Consider the following 16,641-nt stretch of genomic DNA (forward strand, 5'->3'; position numbering starts at 1 on the left):
TTCGGATTCTGGCACAGGGCCGCGCGCCGTCATCCCCGTAGCAGCGTAGACAGGCGCACGATCCGGCGGTCGACATAAGGCGGCATCAGCGTCAGCCGGGTCGCCACCGGCATCGCCACGCGCGAGCGGCGCGCGAAGCGCTGCATCCAGACCGTGCCCATGCCGACCGAACGCGCGGCCTTCAGGTGCCCGAGCGTGTCCTCGACCAGCACGCAGCGCGACGGCGCCACCTTCAGCCGCGCGGCGACGCGGCGCAGCATGCGGGTGTCGGGTTTGGGCCGCAGCTGGCCGAAGACACGCATGTGCTCGATCGGGATCACGAGGTCGAAGATGCGTGCGATGCCCAGCACGCCGAGCACGCGCCGCGTGTACAGCGCCGGCGCGTTGGTCAGCAGCACCTTGCGCCCGGGCAGCCGCGCGAGCGCCGCGAAGTCCTGGGCGTGGCCGCGCACGCGCTCCTCCAGCCCGGGCAGCGCGTGCGTGTGCTCGAGGAAGTGGGCGGCGTCCACGCCGTGGTGGCGCATCAGGCCGAGCAGGGTCGCGCCGTAACGCAGCCAGTAACGCCGGCGCAGCGCGTCGGCCTCGGCGCGCGTCAGGCCGAGCTCGCGCTCGATGTAGTCGGTCATGCCGACGTTCAACTGGCCGAACGCGGCGTGCGAGGCGTCGTGCAGCGTGTTGTCCAGGTCGAAGAGCCAGACCCGGTCGCGGCCCGTGCCCGGCCTCATGCGGCGCGGCGCGCGTCGCGCCGGCCGAGCACGCCGATGCTGGCGATCATCAGCACGGCGCCCAGCCACTGCGTGGCAGCCAGATCCTGGCCGAGCAGCAGCGCCGCCAGCAGCACGGCGGTCAGCGGCTCGACCAGCGTGGCCACCGTCAGCGCGGTCGGCGACAGACGCTGCGCGCCCCAGTTGAAACACAGCAGCGCGATCGCCGCTGTCACCAGGCCCAGGTACAGCAGCCAGGCTTCGGGCGGCAGCTCGTTCGGCCAGGCCAGCGGCGTGTAGAACGCGGCCAGCCCCATCACCGCGGCGGCGACGACGGTCAGGCCGGTCGTCGCCTGGCCCGGGCCCAGCGTCGTCGCCAGGCGCCCGGTGACGAGCGTGAAGCCGGCGTACAGCAGCGCCGACGCGACCGAGAAGGCGATGCCGGCGGCCAGCGTCGCAGCCGCGACCTCGCCGCCGTCGCCGTGGCGCAGCACGACGAGCGTGGTGCCGCCCAGCGCCGCGGCCAGCGCCAGCAGCAGCGGCGCGTCCAGGCGCTCGCGCCCGCGCGCCACCGCCAGCAGCGTCACCAGCACCGGCGGCAGGCACAAGGCGATCAGCGTCGGCACCGCCGCGCCGATGCGCTCGATGCCCAGGAACCAGCAGGACACGTACAGCGCCATGCAGGCGCCGGCGGCCAGCAGCAGACCGGCCTGGGCGCGCAACGCGCGCAACAGCCCGGGCCGACCGAAGACCGCCAGCAGCACCGCCGCGCCGACGACGAAACGCCAGAACGAGACGTTCTCCGGGCTGAGCCCGAAACGCGCGATCAGCAGGTTGACGACCAGCGCGCCGGTGCCCCACAGGAAGCCGGCGCCGCAGGCGGCGGCCATCGCGGGGGCGGTACCTCGGGTCGTCATGCCGGCGCCAGGCTCAATGACTGCGGATCATCGTGCCGAAGGCCTGCTCGGTCAGGATCTCCAGCAGCGTCGCGTGCGGCACGCGGCCGTCGATGATGTGCACCGCGTTGACGCCGCTCTTGGCGGCGTCCAGCGCGCCGGCGATCTTGGGCAGCATGCCGCCGCTGATGGTGCCGTCCTCGAACAGGCCGTCGATCTCGCGCGCCGTCAGGTCGGTGAGCAGCGTGCCGCTCTTGTCGAGCACGCCCGGCGTGTTCGTCAGCAGCATCAGCTTCTCGGCCTTCAGCACCGTGGCCAGCTTGCTGGCGACGAGGTCGGCGTTGATGTTGTAGCTCTCGTTCTTCTCGCCGAAGCCGATCGGGCTGATGACCGGGATGAACTGGTCGTCCTGCAGCGCCTGCACGACCGAGGGATCGATCGAGGTGATCTCGCCGACCTGGCCGACGTCGTGTTCGATCGACGGGTCGTTCTTGTCCAGCATCTTCAGCTTGCGCGCCCGGATCATGCCGCCGTCGCGCCCGGTCAGGCCCACGGCCTTGCCGCCGGCGGCGTTGATCAGGCCGACGATGTCCTGCTGCACCTCGCCGCCGAGCACCCACTCGACGACTTCCATCGTCTCCTCGTCGGTGACGCGCATGCCCTGGATGAAGGTGCCCTTCTTGCCCAGGCGCGACAGCGCCTCGTCGATCTGCGGGCCGCCGCCGTGCACGACGATCGGGTTCATGCCGACGAGCTTGAGCAGCACGATGTCCTCGGCGAAGTCCTGCTGCAGCGCCGGGTCGGTCATCGCGTTGCCACCGTATTTGATGACCAGCGTCTTGCCGTGGAACTTGCGGATGTAGGGCAGCGCCTGCGCCAGGATCTCGGCCTTCTCGCGCGGGGTGATGTGGGCGGTGGGGGTTTCGGCGGTGGACATCGGCGGCATCCGTCGGGGGGAACAGGGTGGCGCGGATTGTAGGGACGCGGTCCGCACGCTGGCGGTCAGCCCCGAGGGCGCACCGGGCAGCGGCGTCGTACAGTGCCACGATGAGTTCTCACCACCAGGACCTGTCGCCCTTCCGGCACCCGCACGCCTTCGCCGACGGCGGCGTCGCCCGGCGCGAGAGCGCACTGATGCAGGTGACGCTGCTGACGCTGGTGACGATGGTGGTCGAGGTCGGCGCCGGCTGGTGGACGGGCTCGCTGGCGCTGCTGGCCGACGGCTGGCACATGGGCACGCACGCGCTGGCGCTCGGCGGCGCGGTGCTCGCCTACCGGCTGGCGGCGCGCGCCGCGGCGCACGGCGCCTACGCCTTCGGCGGCTGGAAGATCGAGGTGCTGGCGGCCTATACCAGCGGCCTGCTGCTGCTGGCGGCGGCGTTCGGCATCGCCTGGGACGCCGTCGCCACGCTGCGTGAACCGCGGCCGATCGCCTTTGGCGAAGCGATGGGCGTGGCCGCGCTCGGGCTGCTGGTCAACCTGGCGAGCGCCTGGCTGCTGGCGCGCGGCGGGCACCAGCACCACCATCACGATCACGACCCCCACGGCCATCCACACGAACACGACGACGATCACGACGATCACGAGCACGCGCCGCACGCCGGCCACCACCACGACGCCAACTTCGGTGCCGCCTACCTGCATGTGCTGGCCGACCTGATGACCTCGGTGCTGGCGATCGCCGCGCTCGCCGGTGGCCTGTGGCTGGGCTGGCGCTGGCTGGACCCGGCGGTCGCGCTGCTGGGTGCACTCGTCGTCGGCCAGTGGGCGCTGGGCGTGATCCGGCAAAGCTCGCGCGCGCTCGTCGACGCCACCGCCGACCCGGAAATCAGCCGCCGCATCCGCGAACTGGTCGAAGCCGACGGCGACGCGCGCCTGTCGGATCTGCACGTCTGGCAGGTCGGCGGCCAGGCCTGGTCGGCCGCGATCGCGATCGTCGCCGACCGGCCGCTCGCGGCCTCGGTCTACCGCGCGCGGCTGGCGGCCATCGTGCCGCTGCGCCACGTAACCGTCGAAGTGCACCGCTGCGAAGGCAGCGGCAGCGGCCCCTGCCCGCTGGGGTAGAGCCGTCTCACTAGAGTTAGAGGATGCAGGCGGCCCGGCCGGCATCCAAGATGGCAACCGGGCACCCCCGATACCCGAACGAGGAGCAGTGATGGCAACGAAGAAGGCCCCCGCGGCACGCAAGACCGCGGCCAAGAGCGCAGGCAGCAGCAAACCCGCGCGCAAGGCCGAGCAGGCCCACGCCGACAGCGTGCTCGCCGGCGCCGTGCGCGACTCGGCACAGCAGATCTGGCTGGCCGGCATGGGCGCGTTCGCGAAAGCCCAGGAAGAAGGCGGCCGCGTCTTCGAGGCCCTGGTCAAGGAAGGTGTGCACCTGCAGCGCAAGACGCAGGCGGTGGCCGAGGAGAAACTCGGCGAGGTCACCGGCCGCATGACGGCGATGGCAGGCAGCGTCAGCGCACGCGCCGGCCAGAACTGGGACAAGCTCGAAGCGATCTTCGAGCAGCGCACCGCCAAGGCAATGGCGCGCCTGGGCGTGCCGACGGCCAAGGACGTGCAGGCGCTGGTCGAACGTGTCGACGCGCTGGCGGCCGCGGTCGAACGCCTGAACCGCGGCGCCACCCCGGCTGCGGCGGCCAAGCGCCCGGCACGCAAGGCGGCGGCAGCGAAGCCGGCCGCGGCCCCCGCAGCAGCCGAAGCGGCAGCTGCGACCGAAGCCGCCCCCGCGGCGCCGGCGAAAAAACGTGTGCGCCGCCCCAAGACCGCCTGAGCACCCCCTCTGACCGGAGCGGGGCGCCGGCCCGCCGCGGCTGTCGCCCCGGCACACGATGACGAGACCCGTTTCCAGGCGCATCGGCCTGGCCCTGGCTGGCGGCGGCCCGCTGGGCGCGATCTACGAGATCGGCGCGCTGTGCGCGCTTGAGGAGGCCTTCACCGGCGCCGACTTCACCCGGCTCGACGGCTACGTCGGCGTCTCGGCCGGCGGCTTCATCGCCGCCGGGCTGGCCAACGGCATTTCGCCGCGCCAGCTCTGCACCTCGTTCATCTTGAACGATGGCCCGGCAGCGGACGTCATCCACCCGGGCCTGTTCGCGCAGCCGGCCTGGCGCGAATACGCACGCCGGCTGGCGATGCTGCCGGCGCTGGTGGCGCACGCCGCCTGGGACTACGCCTTCGAACGCCGCTCGCTGCTGACGGCGCTCGAACGCCTGGGGCGGGCACTGCCCTCCGGCCTGTTCTGCCACGACGCGCTCGAACGCCAGCTGGCGCTGATGCTGTCGGCGCCGGGCCGCAGCAACGACTTCCGCCAGGTCGCGCGGCCGCTGGTCATCGTCGCCACCGACCTCGACAGCGGCCAGTCGGCGCCCTTCGGCCGGCCCGGCTTCGAACACGTGCCGATCTCGCGCGCGGTCGCCGCCAGCGCGGCGCTGCCGGGGCTGTTCCCGCCGGTGGCAATCGACGGCCGGCACTACGTCGACGGCGCGCTGAAGAAGACGCTGCACGCCCGCGTGCTGCTCGACCTCGACATGGACCTGGTGCTGTGCCTGAACCCGCTGGTGCCCTTCGAGTCGGGCCACCTGGGCCGGCACGCGACGCCGACGGCACGCGCCGGGCAGCGCATCCCGCGCCTGGCCGATGGCGGCCTGCCGGTGGTGCTGAGCCAGACCTTCCGCACGCTGATCCACTCCCGGCTGGAACTCGGCCTGCGCGGCTACGAAGCGACGCACCCGGACACCGGGATCGTGCTGTTCGAACCCGACCAGCGCGACCCGGAAATGTTCCTCGCCAACACCTTCGGCTATTCCCAGCGCCGGGCGATGGCCGAACACGCCTACCAGCAGACGCGGGCCGACCTGCGCGCGCGCCGCGCCGAGCTGGCGCCGCGGCTGGCGCGCCACGGCATCAGGCTCGACGACGCGGCGCTGGACGACGAGACCCGGCGCCTGATCCCGCCGCGGCGCCGGCCGCGGCCGGCAGCGACGAAGACGGCGCAGGTGATGCGGCGGCTGGACCAGGTGCTCGACGATCTCGAGCAGCGCCTGGCGTGCGCCGCCTGAAGCCGCGGCCTCAGGCGCCCAGGTAACGCGCCTGGAGGTGGGCGCGGAAGTGCGCCGGGTTCAGCGCCTCGCCGCTGGCGCGCCGCGCCAGCTCGTCGGTGCTCCAGCGGCTGGCCTGCTGCCAGATGTTGTGCTGCAGCCAGTCGAACACCGGCGCCAGATCGCCGGCGGCGATGCGGGTGTCGACGTCGGGCATTGCACGCCGCATCGCCGCGAACCACTGCGCCGCGTACATCGCGCCCAGCGAATAACACGGGAAGTAGCCGATCAGACCCAGCGGCCAGTGCATGTCCTGCATGGCCCCGTCCTTGAAGTTGCCGCGTGTGTCCACGCCCAGCAGCTCGGCCATCTTGGTGTCCCACAGCGCCGGGATGTCCTCGACCTCGATCTCGCCGTCGACCAGCGGGCGTTCGATCTCGTAGCGCAGGATCACGTGCGCCGGATACGTCACCTCGTCGGCGTCGACGCGGATGAAGCCCGGCTTCACGCGCGTCAGCAGCTTGCGCAGGTTGCCGGGCTCGAAGGCCGGCTGCGCGCCGAAGGCCGCGGCCAGGCGCGGCGCCAGGCGCGCGACGAAGCCCGGGTGGCTGCCCAGCTGCATCTCGAACGACAGCGACTGGCTCTCGTGGATCGCCATCGACCGCGCCTCGGCCAGCGGCTGGCCCAGCCACTCGCGCGGCAGGTTCTGCTCGTAGCGGGCGTGGCCGGTCTCGTGGATCGTGCCCATCAGGCTGCCGAGGAACTCGTCGTCGCGGAAACGTGTCGTCAGGCGCACGTCCTCGGGCACGCCGCCGCAGAACGGATGCGTGCTGACGTCCAGACGGCCGGCGTCGAAGTCGAAACCGAGCTCGCGCATCATGTCCTCGCACAGCCGGCGCTGGGCCTCGCGCGCGAACGGGCCCTGCGGCACGAGCACGGTCTCGCGCGACTGGCGCTCGACGACCTGTCGGATCAGGCCCGGCAGCCACTGGCGCAGCTCGCCGAAGACGCGGTCGACCTGGGCCGTCGTCAGCCCGGGTTCGTAGCGGTCCATCAGCGCCTCGTAGCGCGAGACGCCGTGGGCGTCGGCCAGGCGCGTGGCTTCCTCGCGCGCCAGCGCGACGACTTCCTTCAACCCCGGCACCAGGCCGGCCCAGTCGTTGGCCGGGCGCAGCGTGCGCCAGGCGTGTTCGCAGCGCGCGGTGGCGAGCTGCTGGCGTTCGACCAGGTCGGTCGGCAGCACGGTGGCGGCGCGCCACTGGCGGCGCATCTCGCGCAGGTTGGCGTGCTGCGGCTCGTCCAGCGGCTCGGTTTCGGCGGCGTCCAGCTTGGCGGCCAGCGCCGGGTCGGTGCGCATGCCGTGCAGCAGCGCCGCCATCTCGGCCATCGCCGCGGCGCGGGCCTCGTTGCCCTTGGGCGGCATGTTGGCCGACTGATCCCAGCTGGCGATCGATTGCAGATGGCCCAGGCGGTGCAGGCGGGTCCAGGTCGAGGCGAGTGCGTCGTAGGCGGGGGTGGCGGTCATGAACGGGGCGGGCAGGAGGATTTCAATAGGAAAGCTGGCCGGGGAAGGCCCAGACGAGCGCCCCGGTCATCACCAGGTAGCGCAGGAACTTGCCGATGGCCATGTAGAACACGCAAGGCCAGAACGGCAGCTTGAGCCAGCCGGCGACGGCGCACAGCGGGTCGCCGACGATGGGCAGCCAGGACAGCAGGCAGGCCTTGGCGCCGAAGCGGCGCAGCCACTGCAGCGGGCGCAGCTCGCGCGGGCGGTGGTGCGTCGCGTGCTCGTAGGCGATCTCGCTGCCGTAACCCATCCACCAGGTGATCGCACCGCCGACGGTGTTGCCGGCGGTGGCCACGAGGATCGCGGGCCAGAACAGCGAGGGGTCGAGCTTGATCAGGCCGAAGACCGCGGGCTCGCTGCCCAGCGGCAGCAACGTGGCCGATACCAATGCAACGGCGAAGACCGTCGACAAGCCGTACTGCGGCAGCGCCAGCGCCGCCAGCAGCGCGGAAAACCATGCTTCCATCTCGAGGCGGATTATCCGCTGCGGCCGGCCGGCAGCCGGAGGCCCCGGTGCCGGCCGGTATACTCCTGCCTCCTTTTTCAGCACCCCCCGATGATGAGACTCGGCGCTTTCGAGCTGCCGAACCGCCTGTTCGTCGCCCCGATGGCCGGGGTCACCGACCGGGCGTTCCGCAAGCTGTGCAAGCGCCTGGGCGCTGGCTACGCCGTGAGCGAGATGATCACGTCGCGCCCCGACCTGCGCGACTCGCCCAAGACGATGCGCCGCGCTGACCACGCGGGCGAAGGCTCGCCGATCGCGGTGCAGATCGCCGGCGTCGAGCCGCTGCTGATGGCCGACGCCGCGCGCCACAACATCGACGGCGGCGCCCAGATCATCGACATCAACATGGGCTGCCCGGCGAAGAAGGTCTGCAACAAGTGGGCGGGCTCGGCGCTGATGCAGGACGAGGCGCTGGCGATCGCGATCGTCGAGGCCGTCGTCGGCGCCTGCGCGCCGCGCGGCGTGCCGGTGACGCTGAAGATGCGCACCGGCTGGTGCGCCGCCGAGCGCAACGCCGTGCGTCTGGCGCGTGCCGCCGAAGCCGCCGGCGTGACGATGGTCACGGTTCACGGCCGCACCCGCGAACAGGGCTATCAGGGGCAGGCCGAGTACGACACGATGGCCGCGGTGAAGGCCGCGATCACGATCCCCCTGGTCGCCAACGGCGACATCGACTCGCCGGCGAAGGCCGCCGCGGTGCTCGCGCACACCGGCGCCGACGCCTTGATGATCGGCCGCGCCGCGCAGGGCCGGCCGTGGATCTTCCGCGAGATCGCACACTACCTCGCCACCGGCGAGCTGCTGGCGCCGCCGGCGACGCACGAGGTGCGGCGCTGGCTGCTCGAGCATCTCGAGGAGCACTATGCGCTCTACGGCGAACACGCCGGCGTGCGCAGCGCGCGCAAACACATCGGCTGGGCGGTGCGCCAGCTGCCCGGCGGCGAGGACTTCCGCAGCGCCATGAACACGATCGCCGACGCCGCCGCGCAGTGGCGCGCCGTCGACGGCTTCTTCACCGAACTGGCCGACCATCACCCGCTGCTGCCCTGCGCGGCAGCCGCCAACGACGACATCGCCGTCCGCAGCGCATGAGCAAGAAACACATAGACGAGTGCATCCGCGCGACGCTCGAGCAGTACTTCAAGGACCTCAAGGGAACCGAGCCGCACGACATCCACGCGATGGTGCTGGCCGCCGTCGAGAAACCCATGCTCGACGTCGTCATGAAACATGCCGACGGCAACCAGAGCAAGGCCGCTGAATGGCTGGGCATCAACCGCAACACGCTGCGTCGCAAACTCCTCGAACACAAGCTGATCTGAGACCACCGATGACCACCGCCCTCCTCTCCGTATCCGACAAGACGGCAATAGTCGACTTCGCTCGTGCGCTGCACGCCCAGGGCGTCAAGCTGCTGTCCACCGGCGGCACCGCCAAGCTGCTGGCCGAAGCCGGCCTGCCGGTCACCGAGGTGGCCGAGGTCACCGGCTTCCCCGAGATGCTCGACGGCCGCGTGAAGACGCTGCACCCGCGCATCCACGGCGGCCTGCTGGCGCGCCGCGACGTGCCCGAGCACATGGCGGCACTGGCCGAACACGGCATTGCCACGATCGACCTGCTGGTCGTCAACCTGTACCCGTTCGCGCAGGCCACAGCCAAGGCCGACTGCACGCTCGCCGACGCGATCGAGAACATCGACATCGGCGGCCCGGCGATGCTGCGCGCCGCGGCCAAGAACTGGACCGACGTCACCGTCGTCATCGACCCGGCCGACTACGCCGTCGTGCTCGCCGAACTGGCCGCCGGCGCGACCACCCGCGCCACGCGGCTGCGGCTGGCGAAGAAGGTCTACGCCCACACCGCCGCCTACGACGGCATGATCACCAACTACCTGACGGCGCTGGAAGACGGTGCCGAGCAGGCGCTGGACGCGGTGCCGGCGCGCACCGAGTACCCGGCGGTCTTCAACCTGCAGCTCACGCGCACCCAGGCGCTGCGCTACGGCGAGAACCCGCACCAGAGCGCCGCCTTCTACCGCGACGCCCAGCCGGCCACCGGCACGCTGTCGGGCTGGACCCAGCTGCAGGGCAAGGAACTCAGCTACAACAACATCGCCGACTCCGACGCCGCCTGGGAGTGCGTCAAGACCTTCGACGTGCCGGCCTGCGTCATCGTCAAACACGCCAACCCCTGCGGCGTGGCGATCGGCGCCGACCCGGCCGAGGCCTATGCCAAGGCCTTCAAGACCGACCCGACCTCGGCCTTCGGCGGCATCATCGCCTTCAACCGGCCGCTGGACGCGGCCGCCGCGCTGCTGGTCGCCAAGCAGTTCGTCGAGGTGCTGATCGCCCCGGCGATCAGCGCCGAGGCGCGTGCCGTCTTCGCCGCCAAGCCCAATGTGCGCCTGCTCGAGGTGCCGCTGGCGCAGGCGATGAACAAGCTGGACTTCAAGCGTGTCGGCGGCGGCGTTCTGCTGCAGAGCCAGGATGCGAAGAACGTGCAGCCGGGCGAACTGCGCGTCGTCACCCAGATCGCGCCGACGGCCGAACAGCTGGAAGACCTGCTGTTCGCCTGGAAGGTGGCCAAGTTCGTCAAGAGCAACGCCATCGTCTTCTGCGGCGGCGGCATGACGCTGGGCGTGGGTGCGGGCCAGATGAGCCGCGTCGACAGCGCGCGCATCGCCGGCATCAAGGCCGGCAACGCCGGGCTGACGCTGGACGGCTCGGCCGTGGCCAGCGACGCCTTCTTCCCGTTCCGCGACGGCCTGGACGTGGTCGTCGACGCCGGCGCGCGCTGCGTGATCCAGCCGGGCGGCTCGATGCGCGACCAGGAGGTCATCGACGCGGCCAACGAGCGTGGCATCGCGATGGTGCTCACGGGCACCCGCCACTTCCGGCATTGAATTGTTGAGCCCCCGGCCGCCTGGCGGCCGCCCCCCGAGGGGGCTCCGAACCCGACCGGGAGACCCGGATCGGGTTCGGCCCGCTCCGGAGGCGCCGCTCCCCCTGACCGCCTGCGGCGGTCTGTCCCCGGGGGGAGTGCGCGGGCTGCGCTGCGTCTGACCTTCATGCTCTGTTCACGTCACGCCCTCGTGCGCCCCTCGGGCGCGCATGCGGCCTTGCACCGCTAGCATCCCGCCATGGCCTCAAAAGCCGATCTGATGGGGCTGCTGCTGACGCTGCTGGTGCGGCTGATCACCGGCGCCCAGGGGCACTGGAAAGGCTGCCCGCCGAAAGCGGAGCAGCGCATCTACTTCGCCAACCACCAGAGCCATCTGGACTGGATGCTGATCTGGGCCGCGCTGCCCAGCGATCTGCGTGCGACCACGCGCCCGATCGCCGCACGCGACTACTGGACCTCGTCGAAGTTCAAGGCCTGGCTGACGCGCGAGGTGTTCCACGCGGTCTACGTCAGCCGCCAGCGCAGCGAGGACCAGGATCCGCTGGAGCCGCTGGTGGAGGTGCTGGAGGCCGGCGACTCGCTGGTCATCTTCCCCGAGGGCACGCGCAGCAACAAAGGCCTGCCGCAGCCGTTCAAGACCGGGCTCTACCACCTTGCCGAGCAGTTCCCGAACGTGCAGCTGATTCCCGCCTGGATCGACAACGTCAACCGCGTGATGCCCAAGGGCGAGGTCGTGCCGGTGCCCATCCTGTGCACCGTGACCTTCGGCGCGCCGCTGCAGCTCGAGCCGGGCGAAGACAAGCGCGCCTTCCTCGAGCGTGCGCGCGAAGCGGTGGTGGCCCTGCGCCCCCACGTGGCCTGAGATGGGACAGCTGCGCGCGCTCTCCGTGGACCAGCAGGTCGGCCTGCTGTTCGTGATCCTGTTCGGCGCGCTGATCGTCGTCAGCGCGATCTCGGGGCTGGTGATGCTGCGCCGCCCCGACGACGAAGGCAGCGCCCGCCACCTGCGCGTCAAGCGCGAGCTGCGGGCCATCTGGCTCGGCGCCATCGTCTTCTGGCTCGCCTGGGTCTCGGGCCCGGTCGGTGCGACGCTGCTCTTCGCCACCTTCTCGTTTTTCGCGCTGCGCGAGTTCATCACGCTGGCGCACACCCGGCGCAGCGACCACCGCAGCCTGATCCTGGCCTTCTTCATCGTGCTGCCGACGCAGTACCTGCTGGTCGCCTTCCGTACCTTCGACCTGTTCACGGTCTTCATACCGGTCTACGTCTTCATCGCGATCCCGGTGATCAGCGCGCTCGCCGGCGACCCGGAACGTTTCCTCGAACGCAACGCCAAGATCCAGTGGGGCGTGATGGTCTGCGTCTACGGCCTGAGCCACGCGCCGGCGCTGCTGCTGCTGGAGTTCCGCAACTACGAAGGGCGCGGCGCCTTCCTCGTCTTCTTCCTCGTCGTCGTCGTCGCGACCGCGCAGCGCACCCAGGAAGGTGCTTCGCGCTGGCTGCGGCGGCGGCCGGTGGCGCGCCACATCGACCGCTCGTTCTCGTACCGCGCCTGGGCGATCGGGGCGACGACCGCTGCCGTCGTCGGCGCGGCGCTGTACTGGACGACGCCGTTCAAGGCCGGCCAGGCGCTGGTGATGGCCTTCATCGCCGCCGGCGCCGGCAGCTTCGGCGAGTTCGTGATGAAGGCGCTGAAGAAGGACGCCGGCGTGCCGTCCTGGGGCAACCGCAGCGCGATCACAGGCGCCGTCGGCCTGCTCGACCGCGTCGCGCCGCTGTGTTTCGCGGCGCCGGTGTTCTTCCACTCGGTGCGCTGGTACTTCCAGTTCCGCGGTTAGGGCGCGGCGGCCAGCACCTCCGAACGCGTGCCGAGCACACGGCCGTCGGCGTCGAAGACGATCACCACCTCCAACGGCGAGCCGTCGGCGCCGCGTTCGGTGTAGACGGCGGCCGTGGTCTCGTACTGCGACGCGGCGCAGCCGGCGGCCAGCAGCACGGCGACAAGCCAGGCCGGGCGACTTCGGGCGATGCGGGCGAACAGCGTGTCCATGTCGTTCCTCTTGGGTGGCGTTCGACTCCAGCATCGGCGCGAACCGCGCCGCCGGCCATCGTCCGCAGGCCCCGTGTGCTGTCGGACAGCGCCGCCTGTGCCCGCCCGCCGCATCCGACCCCGCCGGGTGCCGGGAATTCGCCCTCGCTAAACTGCATCAGGCCATCAGGCCGCAACAGGAGACGCCGTTGATCATCCGGGTGGGCATCGTCGACGACCATGCCATCGTGCGCACCGGGCTGCGCCAGTTCCTTTCCGAGCAGGTGGACCTGCGCGTCACCGGCGAGGCGGCCAACGGCACCGAGGCGCTGGACCTGGTGCGGCGCGGCGACGTCGACGTGCTGCTGATGGACCTGTCGATGCCCGGCCAGAGCGGCGTCGACGCGCTCGCCGCGATCCGCGCACGCGCTGCCGAGCTGCCGATCCTGATCCTCAGCGGTTTCCCCGAGACGCACTACGCGACGACGCTGCTGCGCCAGGGCGCCAGCGGCTACCTGAACAAGGAATGCGACCCGGAGGAGATCGTCAAGGCGATCCGCACCGTGGCCCGCGGCCGGCGCTACATCACCAGCCAGGTCGCCGAGCTGCTGGCCGACACCATGGCCGGCGGCGGCGACAAGCTGCCGCACGAGGCGCTGTCCGAGCGCGAGCTGCAGGTCTTCCTGCGCCTGGCCAAGGGCGAGACCGTCGGCCACATCGCCGAGAGCATGTTCCTCAGCGTGAAGACGGTCAGCACCTACCGCACCCGGGTGCTGGAGAAGCTCAAGCTCGCGAGCAACAGCGACCTCACCTACTACGCGCTGAAGAACGGGCTGATCCAGTAGCTCGGCCCGGCCCGCGGCCGGCGAGCGACTCGCCGCTACGGCCTCAGCCGCGCGGCTTCAGCGCTGCGCAGTAGTTGATCAGCGCGTCGATGTCGCGCGACTTGTCGAACACGCGCTCGGCGCCGAGTTCCAGGCATTGGCGCGCCAGGTCGGGCGATGCGTAGTTGGTCAGCACCACCCGCTGCAGCGGGCTGCCCGCGGCGCGCAGCGCACGCAGGATGCCGGTGCCCGAGCCGGCCCGCAGGAAGATATCGAGGATCGCCAGGTCGCAGACGTTGGCCGGGTCGCCGAGCCAGCGCAGCGCGCCGGCCTCGTCGTCGGCCCAGCCGACGACCGACAGCGGCACCAGCTCTTCCAGCGCCGAGATCAGGTTGTCGCGGATGACCGGGCTGTCCTCGACGAGGAAGGCTTTGATCAAGGAGATGCTCGGGTGATCGGGATCGGCGGCCGTCTTGGCGGCGCGGTGTGGAAAGAGTGTATCGACATGCGCCTGCCGCAGCCGTAGGACGGCGCCGACATCGCAACCCGGTGCCGGACGGACGCGCCGGCCGCGCCTGCGCCGATGCCGCGCCCGGCAGCGGCCGCGGACCATGGGCTTCTGCCGGCCTCTTGTGGGGCGGGCGCCGAGACAAGGAGCCGTGATGAGCACCACCCGGCACGAAACCGAGGCCGCCGCACTGCGGCGTGACGAAGCACGCGCCGATGCCGAGGCGGCACGCGCCCGTGCCGATGCCGAGGCGCTGCGCCGGGCGCGGCAGCCGCGTGCTCGCCGCTGGCCCGGGTTGCTGACAGTCGGACTTCTGGGCGCGGCACTGGGCGCGCTGCTGACGTCCAACTACTACGACGATCGCACGCTGGGCCAGCGCCTGGACGCCGGCCTCGACCGCGCCGGCGCCAACCTGCGCGGCAGCGGCGCCGAGCTGCGCCAGGACGCGCAGGCCGTCGCACGCGACGGCGCGCTCGCCACCGAACGTGCGACCGAACGTGCCGCCGATGCGGTCGCCGACGCCCGCATCACGACCGCGGTGAAGGCGGCGCTGGCGACCGACCCGGGCCTGAGCGCGCTGCGCATCGAGGTCTCGACCGAAGCCGGTGTCGTGCGTCTGGAAGGCCCGGCACCCGACGCCGCGGCGCGCGAGCGCGCGACGACGCTGGCCGCCGCGCCCGAGGGCGTGCAGCGTGTCGACAACCGCCTGAGCCTCGCGCCCTGAGCCCTCTGAGATACTGCGGGGCCGCTACTGCGCCGACCTCGATCGGCGCCCGCCCCGCCTCATGCTCATCCTCGGCATAGACCCCGGTCTGCAACGCACCGGCTTCGGCGTCATCGCCGTCGACGGCCCGCGGCTGGCCTACGTCGCCAGCGGCGTCATCGACACCGCCGAAGCCCCGCGCGGCGACCTGCCGCAACGCCTGAAGATCATCTTCGAAGGTGTCACCGAGGTCGTCGCGCGTTACCAGCCCGAGGCCGCGGCGGCCGAGATCGTCTTCGTCAACACCAACCCGCAGAGCACGCTGCTGCTGGGCCAGGCGCGCGGCGCGGCGCTGGCGGCGCTGGTCGCTGGCGGCCTGCCGGTGGCCGAATACACCGCAGTGCAGATGAAGAAGGCCGTCACCGGCCACGGCCTGGCGAGCAAGCCGCAGATCCAGGAGATGGTGCGCCGGCTGCTGGCTTTGCCCGGCGTGCCGGGCAAGGACGCCGCCGACGCGCTCGGCATCGCCATCGCCCACGCCCACGCCGGCAGCACGCTGGCCGCGCTCGCCCAGGCCACGCCGCTGGCGCGGCGCGCCCACGCCCAGTACCGCCGCGGCCGCGCCTACCGCGCTGCCACCATCCGGAGAGCCCGATGATCCCGAACACCTCCGAAGACCCGGTCGCCACGCGTCGCATCGAGATCGCCCCCGGCTTCGCCGGCTACCTGGCGCTGCCGCCGTCGGGCAGCGGCCCGGCGCTGCTGCTGTTGCAGGAGATCTTCGGCATCAACGCCCACATCCGCGCGGTGGCGCGCCAGTGGGCGCTGGACGGCTTCGTCGTGCTCGCGCCCGACCTGTTCCACCGCCAGGCCGCCGGGGTCGAGCTCGGCTACAGCGGCGAGGACCACGCACGCGGCATGGCGCTGCACCAGGCCTATACCCACGAGCAGCAGCTGGAAGACGTCGCTGCCGCGCTGCAGTCGCTGCGTGCCCTGCCCGAGACCGCCGGCCGGCGCTGCGGCGCGCTCGGCTACTGCATGGGCGGGCGCCTGGCCTACTTCGCCGCCGCGTCCGCCGGCGTCGACGCCGCGGTGGCCTATTACGGCGGCCGCATCCAGGACCACCTGGCGCTGGCATCGCAAGTGCGCTCGCCGATCCAGTTCCACTACGCCGGCGCCGACGACTACATCCCCGACGCCGCGGTGCAGGCGGTGCGCGCGGCTTTCGCCGGCCACGACAGCGCCGAGTTCCACGTCTACCCGGGCACGCCGCACGGCTTCAATTGCTGGGCGCGCGAAAGTTACGAGCCCGCCGCCGCGGCGCTGGCCCACGGGCGCGCGCTGCAGTTCCTGGCCGCCGCGCTGTACTAGGGCGCGGCCAGCAGCCTCGGCTCGGTGCCGCGTTCGCCGCGGCCCAGCAGCATCAGCGTCTGCGGCCCGGCGATGCCGTCGACCGTCAGCCCGCGCGCGCGCTGGAAGTTGGCGATGCGCCGCGCCAGCGAGGCCGCGTCGGCATCGTTCTCGGCTTCACCGTCGAGCGCGTGCAGCCGGCGCGCGAGCGAGTCGCTGCCGGCCGGCGGCCTCCACAGCGTCGCGAACTCGCCGCGCCACCAGCGCGCCAGCTTCAGCAGCGGCACACGTTCACGCTGTTCGCCCAGCTGCAGCGTCGCGCTCTCGTCGTCCAGCCCGACCAGCAGCACCAGCGCCTGGCGCCCGCGCTCGTCGACCAGGCGCAGCAGCCCGGGCCGGTCGAGCTGGCGCATCGTCGCCAGGCCGACGCGGCCACTCCAGCAGTTCCAGCCCGTGGCCGCGAGCGCGGCGCAGGGCTCGCCGGCGGCCGGCGTCCGGCCCCACAGCTTTGCCAGCGCGCGCCAGGCCAGCGCCTCGTCGGCAGCCAGCGGCGTGAACCAGTCGATGTCGGGCGCCGGCAGCGGCTCGGCCGCAGCCGGCTCGACGACGCCCGA

The 16,641-nt window shown here is 71.9% G+C and carries 20 protein-coding genes; 12 read left to right on the forward strand and 8 right to left on the reverse strand.

The features are described 5' to 3' along the window. Positions 1–29: 29 nt before the first annotated feature. Genes CKO43_RS21045 through argB form a run of 3 tightly spaced genes read right to left on the reverse strand, consistent with a single transcriptional unit; the run spans position 30 to position 2,546 of the window. Positions 30–725 carry a pyrimidine 5'-nucleotidase gene (locus tag CKO43_RS21045; protein ID WP_200231869.1) on the reverse strand — a complete coding sequence of 232 codons (696 nt, stop codon included), beginning with the start codon at positions 723–725 and terminating at the stop codon, positions 30–32. Beyond that, positions 722–1,621, reverse strand: a complete 900-nt coding sequence (locus CKO43_RS21050) for a DMT family transporter (protein ID WP_242481272.1) — start codon at positions 1,619–1,621, stop codon at positions 722–724. The genes CKO43_RS21045 and CKO43_RS21050 overlap by 4 nt, the downstream gene beginning before the upstream one ends. Before the next feature lie 13 nt (positions 1,622–1,634). Further along, positions 1,635–2,546, reverse strand: a complete 912-nt coding sequence (gene argB, locus CKO43_RS21055; protein ID WP_430699172.1) for an acetylglutamate kinase — start codon at positions 2,544–2,546, stop codon at positions 1,635–1,637. A gap of 101 nt (positions 2,547–2,647) precedes the next feature. On the opposite strand from argB, the gene dmeF reads away from it, so the two are divergent. From dmeF to CKO43_RS21070, 3 genes are all read left to right on the forward strand, one after another. Next, on the forward strand, positions 2,648–3,664 hold the full coding sequence (dmeF, locus tag CKO43_RS21060; protein WP_200379848.1) for a CDF family Co(II)/Ni(II) efflux transporter DmeF: 1,017 nt from the start codon (positions 2,648–2,650) through the stop codon (positions 3,662–3,664). A 91-nt stretch (positions 3,665–3,755) separates the two neighbouring features. After that, a complete protein-coding gene (locus CKO43_RS21065; RefSeq protein WP_200379849.1) occupies positions 3,756–4,373 on the forward strand; it encodes a phasin family protein in 618 nt (205 codons plus the stop codon). 58 nt (positions 4,374–4,431) lie between these two features. Further along, positions 4,432–5,661, forward strand: a complete 1,230-nt coding sequence (locus CKO43_RS21070) for a patatin-like phospholipase family protein (RefSeq protein ID WP_200379850.1) — start codon at positions 4,432–4,434, stop codon at positions 5,659–5,661. Positions 5,662–5,671: 10 nt separating this feature from the next. Here CKO43_RS21070 and CKO43_RS21075 read toward each other — a convergent pair whose 3' ends face one another. Together CKO43_RS21075 and CKO43_RS21080 are read right to left on the reverse strand one after the other, a co-directional pair. Beyond that, complete coding sequence (locus CKO43_RS21075) at positions 5,672–7,165, reverse strand: carboxypeptidase M32 (protein WP_200379851.1); 1,494 nt, start codon at positions 7,163–7,165, stop codon at positions 5,672–5,674. Between the two features lie 22 nt (positions 7,166–7,187). Continuing rightward, positions 7,188–7,673, reverse strand: a complete 486-nt coding sequence (locus CKO43_RS21080; protein WP_200379852.1) for a YqaA family protein — start codon at positions 7,671–7,673, stop codon at positions 7,188–7,190. 93 nt (positions 7,674–7,766) lie between these two features. On the opposite strand from CKO43_RS21080, the gene dusB reads away from it, so the two are divergent. From dusB to CKO43_RS21105, 5 genes are all read left to right on the forward strand, one after another. Beyond that, positions 7,767–8,804 carry a tRNA dihydrouridine synthase DusB gene (dusB, locus tag CKO43_RS21085; protein WP_200379859.1) on the forward strand — a complete coding sequence of 346 codons (1,038 nt, stop codon included), beginning with the start codon at positions 7,767–7,769 and terminating at the stop codon, positions 8,802–8,804. Continuing rightward, the gene (locus CKO43_RS21090; protein WP_014427234.1) at positions 8,801–9,034 is read left to right on the forward strand and encodes a Fis family transcriptional regulator; all 234 of its coding nucleotides are present in this window, start codon (positions 8,801–8,803) and stop codon (positions 9,032–9,034) included. Before dusB ends, CKO43_RS21090 begins: the two co-directional genes overlap by 4 nt. Before the next feature lie 8 nt (positions 9,035–9,042). After that, complete coding sequence (gene purH / locus CKO43_RS21095; protein ID WP_200231862.1) at positions 9,043–10,614, forward strand: bifunctional phosphoribosylaminoimidazolecarboxamide formyltransferase/IMP cyclohydrolase; 1,572 nt, start codon at positions 9,043–9,045, stop codon at positions 10,612–10,614. Between the two features lie 237 nt (positions 10,615–10,851). After that, complete coding sequence (locus tag CKO43_RS21100; RefSeq protein ID WP_200231861.1) at positions 10,852–11,475, forward strand: lysophospholipid acyltransferase family protein; 624 nt, start codon at positions 10,852–10,854, stop codon at positions 11,473–11,475. Position 11,476: 1 nt separating this feature from the next. Further along, a complete protein-coding gene (locus CKO43_RS21105; protein WP_200379853.1) occupies positions 11,477–12,451 on the forward strand; it encodes a phosphatidate cytidylyltransferase in 975 nt (324 codons plus the stop codon). On the opposite strand, the gene CKO43_RS21110 is transcribed toward CKO43_RS21105, so the two are convergent. Beyond that, complete coding sequence (locus CKO43_RS21110; protein ID WP_200231859.1) at positions 12,448–12,663, reverse strand: hypothetical protein; 216 nt, start codon at positions 12,661–12,663, stop codon at positions 12,448–12,450. The two genes, CKO43_RS21105 and CKO43_RS21110, sit on opposite strands and share 4 nt — an antisense overlap. Before the next feature lie 191 nt (positions 12,664–12,854). Between CKO43_RS21110 and CKO43_RS21115 the strand changes: the two genes are divergently transcribed. Further along, a complete protein-coding gene (locus tag CKO43_RS21115) occupies positions 12,855–13,487 on the forward strand; it encodes a response regulator (RefSeq protein WP_200231871.1) in 633 nt (210 codons plus the stop codon). 43 nt (positions 13,488–13,530) lie between these two features. Here the strand turns inward: CKO43_RS21115 and CKO43_RS21120 are convergent, their stop codons facing one another. Continuing rightward, on the reverse strand, positions 13,531–13,905 hold the full coding sequence (locus tag CKO43_RS21120) for a response regulator (protein ID WP_207185162.1): 375 nt from the start codon (positions 13,903–13,905) through the stop codon (positions 13,531–13,533). Positions 13,906–14,128: 223 nt separating this feature from the next. On the opposite strand from CKO43_RS21120, the gene CKO43_RS21125 reads away from it, so the two are divergent. The 3 genes from CKO43_RS21125 (at position 14,129) to CKO43_RS21135 (ending at position 16,048) form a co-directional block, all read left to right on the forward strand. Further along, positions 14,129–14,698, forward strand: a complete 570-nt coding sequence (locus tag CKO43_RS21125) for a BON domain-containing protein (RefSeq protein ID WP_200379854.1) — start codon at positions 14,129–14,131, stop codon at positions 14,696–14,698. A 61-nt stretch (positions 14,699–14,759) separates the two neighbouring features. Next, complete coding sequence (gene ruvC, locus CKO43_RS21130) at positions 14,760–15,335, forward strand: crossover junction endodeoxyribonuclease RuvC (protein ID WP_200379855.1); 576 nt, start codon at positions 14,760–14,762, stop codon at positions 15,333–15,335. Then, complete coding sequence (locus tag CKO43_RS21135) at positions 15,332–16,048, forward strand: dienelactone hydrolase family protein (RefSeq protein ID WP_200379856.1); 717 nt, start codon at positions 15,332–15,334, stop codon at positions 16,046–16,048. The genes ruvC and CKO43_RS21135 overlap by 4 nt, the downstream gene beginning before the upstream one ends. Here CKO43_RS21135 and CKO43_RS21140 read toward each other — a convergent pair. Then, positions 16,045–16,641 (reverse strand): peptidoglycan-binding domain-containing protein (locus CKO43_RS21140; protein WP_200379857.1); only part of this gene is annotated, 597 nt, incomplete at its 5' end. The genes CKO43_RS21135 and CKO43_RS21140 overlap by 4 nt on opposite strands.

The organism is Rubrivivax gelatinosus (assembly GCF_016583785.1).
GTDB classification, from domain to species: Bacteria; Pseudomonadota; Gammaproteobacteria; order Burkholderiales; family Burkholderiaceae_C; genus Rubrivivax; species Rubrivivax gelatinosus_B.